Annotated in this window: 9 protein-coding genes; 8 read left to right on the top strand and 1 reads right to left on the bottom strand. The window is 66.0% G+C overall.

Annotated features, from left to right (window positions below):
• A partial coding sequence (locus tag QM712_RS35715; RefSeq protein ID WP_415027847.1) for a GyrI-like domain-containing protein occupies positions 1-587 on the top strand: 587 nt, incomplete at its 5' end.
• Positions 588-592: 5 nt separating this feature from the next.
• Positions 593-1,294 (top strand): SIMPL domain-containing protein, encoded by a 702-nt coding sequence (locus QM712_RS35710; protein ID WP_415027846.1) that lies wholly within the window; start codon positions 593-595, stop codon positions 1,292-1,294.
• 170 nt (positions 1,295-1,464) lie between these two features.
• Here QM712_RS35710 and QM712_RS35705 read toward each other — a convergent pair whose 3' ends face one another.
• Entirely contained in the window at positions 1,465-2,529 is a 1,065-nt protein-coding gene (locus QM712_RS35705) for an MBL fold metallo-hydrolase (RefSeq protein WP_415027845.1), read from the bottom strand.
• A 380-nt stretch (positions 2,530-2,909) separates the two neighbouring features.
• Here QM712_RS35705 and ffh point away from each other — a divergent pair, with 380 nt between their 5' ends.
• From ffh to QM712_RS35675, 6 genes are all read left to right on the top strand, one after another.
• A complete protein-coding gene (gene ffh, locus QM712_RS35700; protein ID WP_415027844.1) occupies positions 2,910-4,457 on the top strand; it encodes a signal recognition particle protein in 1,548 nt (515 codons plus the stop codon).
• 85 nt (positions 4,458-4,542) lie between these two features.
• Positions 4,543-4,875, top strand: coding sequence for a 30S ribosomal protein S16 (gene rpsP, locus QM712_RS35695; RefSeq protein ID WP_011083313.1), 333 nt, complete (start codon positions 4,543-4,545; stop codon positions 4,873-4,875).
• Positions 4,876-5,000: 125 nt separating this feature from the next.
• Entirely contained in the window at positions 5,001-5,552 is a 552-nt protein-coding gene (rimM, locus tag QM712_RS35690) for a ribosome maturation factor RimM (RefSeq protein WP_415027843.1), read from the top strand.
• 137 nt (positions 5,553-5,689) lie between these two features.
• Positions 5,690-6,445 carry a tRNA (guanosine(37)-N1)-methyltransferase TrmD gene (gene trmD, locus QM712_RS35685; RefSeq protein ID WP_415027842.1) on the top strand — a complete coding sequence of 252 codons (756 nt, stop codon included), beginning with the start codon at positions 5,690-5,692 and terminating at the stop codon, positions 6,443-6,445.
• A gap of 109 nt (positions 6,446-6,554) precedes the next feature.
• Positions 6,555-6,935, top strand: coding sequence for a 50S ribosomal protein L19 (rplS, locus tag QM712_RS35680; RefSeq protein WP_415027841.1), 381 nt, complete (start codon positions 6,555-6,557; stop codon positions 6,933-6,935).
• Positions 6,936-7,347: 412 nt separating this feature from the next.
• Positions 7,348-7,989 (top strand): aconitase family protein (locus QM712_RS35675; RefSeq protein ID WP_415027840.1); only part of this gene is annotated, 642 nt, incomplete at its 3' end.

The raw sequence follows: 7,989 nt of genomic DNA, 5'->3' as shown, positions 1-7,989 counted from the left end.
CGCCTTCGCCGGCGGCCAGCGCCTCACCCGCGCCCGCAGCCTCGCCCTCGCCCGCGGCCAGCGCCTCACCCAGTCCGGCGTCACCGCCACCCGCCGCTGCCGTCACGCCGGCGCCGGTGCAGACCGCCGATCCCTTCGGCCAGGAGACCACGCTCGAGGCCAAGAAGGTCCTGATGGTCAAGGGCTCGGCCAATTGGGACTCGGCTTTCGACACGCTGGTCGACGCCTTCAAGGCGCTGAACACGCTGCTGGACAAGCAGGGCATCAAGCACGCCGGCAACCCCATGATCGTCTACACCTCGACCGACGATACCGGCTTCACCTTCCTCGCCGAGATCCCGGTCGATCAGGATCCGCAGAAGCTGCCCAAGGACATGAGCATCGGCAAATCGCCCGAAGGCAAGGCCCTGAAATTCGTCCATCGCGGCTCCTACGACAACATGGACAACACCTATGAGGCGATCACCAATCACCTCGACGACAAGAGGCTGGAAGCCAAGGACACGTTCATCGAGGAATATCTCACCGATCCCCTGAAGACGGCTGAGGACAAGCTCGTGATCAATGTTTTCGTACCGCTGAAGTGAGACCGATGAAAAAAACCGCCCTGCTTGCCTCCGTATTCGCCACTGCACTGATGGCGTCGCCCGCCATCGCTGACGATTTCCCGGCCGCCATTTCGGTGAGCGGGGAAGCGACCGTGTCCGTCGCGCCCGACCTTGCCCAGATCGATGCCGGCGTCGCCAGCGATGCGAAAACCGCGAAGGAGGCGTCCGACGCCAACAACGCCGCGATGGGCAAGGTGCTGCTGGCGCTGAAGGGAGCCGGCGTCGCCGAGAAGGATTACCAGACCTCGCGCCTGTCGCTGCAGCCGCAATACGGCCAGAACAAATCCACCGGCGCGTCGCCCGTGGTCGGCTTCCGCGCCAGCAACCGCGTCACCGTGAAGATCCGCGACGTGACCAAGGTGGCCGGCATCATCGACACGCTGGTCGGCGCCGGCGCCAACGACATCGGCAACATCTCCTTCGAGGTCACGCAAGCCTCGAAGCTGCTCGACGACGCCCGCGAGCAGGCGGTCGTCGATGCCCGCCGCAAGGCCGAAATCTATGCGAAGGCCACCGGCGTCACCCTCGGCGCGCCGCTGAGCGTCGCGGAAGGCGGCGGCCCCGTGCCGCTGTTCAAGGCCAGGATGGCCGCGCCGATGGCGGCAGCGCCTGCTGCCGTCGCCCCGGGCGAGGAAACGCTGTCGGTGACGGTGAATGTGAGCTGGGCGATCAAGCCGGCGCAGTAGCACGCGGAAGGTACACTGCTCGCCACGACGATCATGTCGTCCCGGCGAAGGCCGGGACCCATGACCACAGGGGGCGGTTTGGCGAAGACGCTCGGTTCGGCGCCGCGACCATCGGCACAGGACGGATCACGCGGAATGGGGTCCCGGCCTTCGTCGGGACGATAGTGGGGTCAGAGCTCCACCACCTGCCCCGGCTTCATCGCGACGAACCGCTCCTGCGGAATCTTCGCTGCGTCGAGCGCTTCGACCAGCGCCTTGGCCGGCGCATCGATCGCTTCGTCGGTGAGCTGGAACGTGCCGTGATGGTGCCCGAGCGCCTGTTGCGCGCCGCAATCCGATAGCGCCTTCACCGCATCCTCCGGGTTCATGTGCTGGTCGCGCATGAACCAGCGCGGCTCGTAGGCGCCGATGGGGAGGATCGCCAGACGCAACGGCCCATGCTTCTCGGCGACGCGGCGAAAATGTCCACCATCGCCGTAACCGGAATCGCAGACGACATAGATCTTCCCGGCCGGCGTCTCCAGCACGAAGCTCGCCCACAATGCCTTGTTTCGGTCGAACATCCCACGTGCCGACCAGTGCCGGGTCGGCACCAGGTGCACGGCGATGCCGCCGCCGAGCTCAACACGATCATGCCAGTCGAACGCTTCGGCCTTGATCGCGGAATCGGCATCGCGCATCGCAAGGTCATTGCCGAGCGGCGTGACCACGCGCGGCGCGAAATTCCTCGCCAGCCGCGACAGCGTCGCGACGTCGAGATGATCGTAGTGGCCGTGCGAGACCAGCACGACGTCGATCTTCGGCAGCTTGTCGAAGGCGATGCCGGGATCGTTGTGCCGCTTCGGTCCGGCGAAGCTGACGGGCGAGACCCGCATCGACCAGACGGGGTCGACGAGAATGTTGAGGCCGCCGGTTTGGATCAGCCAGCTGGCGTGGCCGACGAAGGAGAGCCGGACCTTGTCGCCGTCGACGCGGGCCGGCGGGGTATCGGCGTGCGAATTCGCCACCCAGTCGGGCCAGGTCGAGCGCTTCCGTCCGCCCCCGAACTGCCAGCGGAACACCTCGCCGAGCGCTTTCGGCGGCGCGCCGTTGGGATCGAAGAAGTGCAGGCCGTCGAAATGGTCGGAGACGGGGCCGTCATAGTTTTTCATACGGGCGATCCAGATGGATGGAACCCCGACCAGCACGGCCGCTCCGGCAAGAAATCCAAACAGGCGGCGGCGGGTGATCGGCACGGGCGGGCTTCAGGCAGGGTGGGGTAAGTCATCACCGGTCATATGGGCGGGACCACGAAAAATGAAACCCATCGCCGAAAACATCATGTTTTCAATATCTTGCCTTGGCAAAGCCGGTTCGCACCCCTAACTTTCCTTGACTTTTGGCCGTGAGCGGCGTTTAACCCCGCCACTTTCTCGGAAAGGCTTTCTTTTCGACCCGCCGACTGGCCCTGGAGGCCAGAGGTCAACGCCCGACAGCGCGATGCGCCCTCGGGCGCAAAGGTGTTTGGAGGATTGCTTCCGAGTGAGGAGCGGTCATCCCCCGCGAAGGCGGGGCATGACGGCGAAGACCAACGAAGCGTTCTTCCCGTCGGAAGGACAGCAACAGGACAACGGCATTGTTCGACAATCTGTCGGAAAGGCTTGGCGGCATCCTCGATCGTCTGACGGGGCGCGGTGCGCTGACCGAAAAGGACGTCGACGCCGCGATGCGCGAGGTGCGCCGCGCGCTGCTGGAGGCCGACGTTGCGCTCGAAGTGGTGCGCAGCTTCACCGAACGCGTCCGCGAGCAGGCGATCGGCGCCACCGTCGTCAAGTCGGTCACGCCCGGCCAGATGGTGGTCAAGATCGTCCACGACGAGCTCGTCAACACGCTCGGCGCGGAAGGCCAGACCATCGACGTCAATTCGGTGCCGCCGGTGCCGATCATGATGGTCGGCCTGCAGGGTTCCGGCAAAACCACCACCACCGCGAAGCTCGCCCGCCGCATGGTCCAGCGCGACAAGCGCAAGGTGCTGATGGCTTCACTCGACGTCTATCGTCCGGCGGCGATGGAGCAGCTCGCGGTGCTCGGCCGCGACCTCGACATTCCGACGCTGCCGATCGTCGCGGGGCAACAGCCGCCGCAGATCGCCAAGCGCGCGCTCGAAGCCGGCAAGCTCGGCGGCTACGACATCGTGCTGCTCGATACCGCCGGCCGCACCACGCTCGACGAAGAGATGATGGCGGAGGCGGCCGCGATCAAAGCCGCCGCCAATCCGCACGAAGTGCTGCTGGTCGCCGACAGCCTCACCGGCCAGGACGCCGTGAACCTCGCGCGCTCGTTCGATCAGCGCGTCGGCCTCACCGGCATCGTGCTGACCCGTGTCGACGGCGACGGCCGCGGCGGTGCCGCGCTGTCGATGCGCGCGGTCACCGGCAAACCGATCAAGCTGCTCGGCACCGGCGAAAAGACCGACGCGCTGGAAGACTTCCATCCCGACCGTATCGCCGGCCGCATCCTCGGCATGGGCGACGTGGTGTCGCTGGTCGAACGGGCTGCCGCCAACATCGACGCCGAGAAGGCCGCGCGCACTGCAGAGCGCATGCGCAAGGGGCAGTTCGACCTCAACGACATGCGCGAGCAGCTGCTGCAGATGGCCAATATGGGCGGCATCAGCGGCCTGATGGGCATGATGCCCGGCATCTCCAAGATGAAGAACCAGATCGCCGCCGCCGGCATCGACGACAGGATCCTGAAGCGGCAGGTCGCGATCATCGATTCCATGACGCGCGACGAGCGCCGGCATCCCGACCTGCTGAAGGCGAGCCGCAAGAAGCGCATCGCCGCCGGCTCCGGCCAGAGCGTCGAGCACGTCAACAAGCTGCTCAAGATGCACCGGAACATGGCCGACGTGATGAAGGCCATGGGCTCCGGCAAGCGCGGCCCGCTCGCGGGCATCGCGCAGGCGATGGGCTTCGGCGGCGGCATGAAGATGCCATCGCCCGAGGAGATGAAGGCGCTGCAGGAGAAGATGCAGAGCGGCGGCGGACAGGGCCTGCCCAATCTGCCGAAGGACCTGCCCGCGGGCCTGCGCCAGGGCCTGCCGAATGTGCCGGGCCTGACCGGGCTCAGCGGCAAGCCGATGCTGCCGGGCCTCGGCGGCTTTCCAGGCAAGAAGAAATGAGGAATTCGTCGCGCGGGATCGCAAGCGTCTCGCGCAACGCGGAATACCAATCAACCGAACAAGCAGTACTTTGAAGGAGAACTAGATGTCCGTCGTTATCCGCCTCGCCCGCGCCGGCACCAAGAAGCGCCCCGTCTATCACGTCGTCGTCGCCGACTCGCGCTTCCCGCGCGATGGCCGCTTCATCGAGCGTCTCGGCTATTTCAACCCGCTGCTGCCGAAGGACAACGAGGCCCGCCTCAAGCTCGACATGGAGAAGGTGAAGGCGTGGGTCGCCAAGGGCGCGCAGCCGTCCGACCGCGTGTCGCGTTTCCTCGATGCCGCCGGCGTCAAGAAGCGTGAAGCGCGCAACAACCCGCAGAAGGCCGTGCCGCGCAAGGAGCGCAAGGCGCAGGCCGAAGCCGCCGCGAAGGGCTAGTTCGCCTTGATGGCCGGGCCTTCATGCTTCGCGGCGCACGGCATACGCCGTGCTCCCCGGCATGAGGGTCCATCCCCTCATCCCGAGGTGCCGCGAAGCGGCATCTCGAAGGACGAGGCCAGCTGATGTCTCAACTCGTTTGCGTCGCGCGGATCGGCGCCGCGCATGGCGTGCGCGGTGCGGTGAAATTGTGGACCTTCACCGAGGATCCCTTTGCCGTGCGGCATTACGGGCCGCTCGTCAGCAAGGACGGCAAGCGCCAGTTCGAGGTCGCGCAGGCGCGCGAGGCCAAGGATCATCTGGTCGCGACGTTCAAGGGCGTCACGACCCGCGATGAAGCCGAGCGGCTCAACGGCATCGAGCTCTACGTCGCCCGCGACAAGCTGCCGGCGACCGACGAGGACGAATATTACCACACCGACCTGATCGGGCTCGCCGCCGTCACCACGGCCGGCGATGCGATCGGCCGCGTGCTCGCGATCCACAATTTCGGCGCCGGCGACATCATCGAAATCGCCCCGCCGAAGGGGACGACGCTGCTGCTGCCGTTCTCGAACGCCGTGGTGCCGGAAGTCGACCTCGCCGGGGGCCGCGTCGTGATCGCGCTGCCGGAGGAGATCGATGGCGAGGACCGAGACGCCTCTCCGGATCATCCCGGCGAGCGTGGGGACCCATAACCACAGGCCGTGGTTTTTGGCTAAGCTGGCGGCTCCAGTCATCGCAAATTCGATTGCGGTGGCGATGGGGCGCCGATCAGCGCGCGGCTTTGCTGCGCCTGTCCGGGACGACGACAATTGAGATCAACCGAGATCGGATGACAAACCCCTCACCCTGGCGCGCGACGGTGCTGACGCTGTTTCCGGAGATGTTTCCGGGACCGCTCGGCGTGAGCCTGGCCGGGCGGGCGCTGGCCTCCGGGCTCTGGCAACTGGATGCGCGGGACATCCGGGCCTCTGCGACCGATCGCCACCGCAGCGTCGACGACACCCCGGCCGGGGGTGGCCCCGGCATGGTGCTGCGGGCGGACGTTCTGGCGGCGGCCATCGACGCCGCCGACATCGGCACGGACCGGCCGCGCCTCCTGATGAGCCCCCGCGGTCGGCCATTGACCCAGGCCCGCGTCGTCGAACTGACCCGGGGCCCCGGCCCGCTGATTGTCTGCGGCCGGTTCGAGGGGGTCGACCAGCGGGTGATCGACGGGCGCGGCCTGGAGGAGGTCTCGATCGGCGATTATGTGCTGTCCGGGGGCGAAATCGCCGCTTTGGCCCTGATCGACGCCTGTGTGCGCCTGTTGCCGGGCGTCATGGGCAAGGAAGCCTCGGGAACCGAGGAAAGCTTTTCCGATGGCCTCCTCGAATACCCCCAATACACCCGACCCCAGCTGTTCGAGGGGGTTCCGATCCCGGAGACCCTGACCTCCGGCGATCACGCCAAGGTCGCAGCCTGGCGGCGGGCCGAATCCGAGGCGCTGACGGCAGCCCGGCGGCCCGATTTGTGGGCTCGGATGCCGGCCAAGGCCTCGAATCGGGCCGGTCGGCAAAAAACGCCAAAAAACAAGACAGACGGGTGACAAACGCTCCGGCTTGCCTTATAGGAGCGCCCACATCCGCAATGGCTGGATAAACGAATTTCGCGCAGCCCCCGTTTCCAAGGCTGGGCGCGCCGATGGAGATTTACCCATGAACCTGATCAAGCAGCTCGAGCAAGAGCAATTCGACAAGCTCTCGGCCGGCAAGGACATCCCGGATTTCGGGCCCGGCGACACCGTCATCGTCAACGTGAAGGTGGTCGAAGGCGAGCGCACCCGCGTGCAGGCCTATGAGGGCGTGTGCATCGGCCGTTCGGGCGGTGGCCTCAACGAGAGCTTCACCGTGCGCAAGATCTCCTATGGCGAGGGCGTCGAGCGCGTGTTCCCGCTGCTCTCCCCGATGATCGACTCGATCAAGGTAGTGCGCCGCGGCAAGGTGCGTCGCGCCAAGCTCTATTATCTCCGCAACCTTCGCGGCAAGTCGGCCCGCATCGTCGAGAAGCAGGACCGCGCGACGGCCGTCGGCGAGTAAGCTCCGCCACCAGGCAAGTTTCGAAAAGCGCGGGGCCGAACGCCCCGCGCTTTTTTGTTGCGCGCCGAGCCGTCATGGCAGGCGCAGCGAAGCAATCCGGACTGCGACAGCAGAAACAGTCTGGATTGCTTCGCAGCTCCGCTCCTCGCAACGACGATCGCGGAAACTCTCGCGCTTTCGCCTCTGCATGCTATATAGCTTCTAGAATGTTTCCAGATCTGACCAGCCTCTCACCCGTCAAGCGCATCGTCATCGACGATCGCTCGCGGCTGCCCGGCCGGTTCTTCGGACGCTTCGCGACCTCGGCAACGTCAGAGCTTAGTCGCGCAGCCTAAAAGCTGCGCTGACGATCTGTTGCCCCCGCGCGCCAGCCGCGCATATCGCTTCACATATTCTCCCGGAGCTGACGCTCATGTCCAAGCCGACCACCCTGTACGACAAGATCTGGAACGACCATCTGGTGCACGAAGCCGATGACGGCACCTGCCTGCTCTATATCGACCGCCATCTGGTGCACGAGGTGACCTCGCCGCAGGCGTTCGAAGGCCTGCGCACGACGGGGCGCAAGGTGCATGCACCCGAGAAGACGCTCGCGGTCGTCGACCACAACGTGCCGACCACCGACCGCACCAAGCCGAACCCCGATCCGGAAAGCATCGAGCAGATCAAGGCGCTCGCCGAGAACGCCAAGGAATTCGGCATCGAATATTATGACGAGTTCGACAAGCGTCAGGGCATCGTCCACGTCATCGGACCGGAGCAGGGCTTCACGCTGCCCGGCACCACCATCGTCTGCGGTGACAGCCACACCTCGACGCATGGCGCGTTCGGCGCGCTCGCGCACGGCATCGGCACCTCCGAGGTCGAGCATGTGCTGGCGACGCAGACGCTGATCCAGAAGAAGGCCAAGAACATGCGCGTCACCGTCGACGGCAAATTGCCGGACGGCGTGACGGGCAAGGACATCATCCTGGCCATCATCGGCGAGATCGGCACCGCAGGCGGCACCGGCTACGTGCTGGAATACGCCGGCGACGCGATCCGCTCGCTGTCG

Source organism: Bradyrhizobium sp. (assembly GCF_047605465.1).
In the GTDB taxonomy this organism is placed as follows: Bacteria; Pseudomonadota; Alphaproteobacteria; order Rhizobiales; family Xanthobacteraceae; genus Bradyrhizobium.
This window is presented reverse-complemented; position numbering and strand designations above follow the sequence as displayed.

What these genes read in the sequence shown, in the direction of transcription:
- rplS (WP_415027841.1), top strand. Translation starts at nt 6,555, where the DNA reads ATGAACCTGATCAAGCAGCTCGAGCAAGAGCAATTCGACAAGCTCTCG.
- rpsP (WP_011083313.1), top strand. Translation starts at nt 4,543, where the DNA reads ATGTCCGTCGTTATCCGCCTCGCCCGCGCCGGCACCAAGAAGCGCCCC.
- trmD (WP_415027842.1), top strand. Translation starts at nt 5,690, where the DNA reads ATGACAAACCCCTCACCCTGGCGCGCGACGGTGCTGACGCTGTTTCCG.
- QM712_RS35710 (WP_415027846.1), top strand. Translation starts at nt 593, where the DNA reads ATGAAAAAAACCGCCCTGCTTGCCTCCGTATTCGCCACTGCACTGATG.
- rimM (WP_415027843.1), top strand. Translation starts at nt 5,001, where the DNA reads ATGTCTCAACTCGTTTGCGTCGCGCGGATCGGCGCCGCGCATGGCGTG.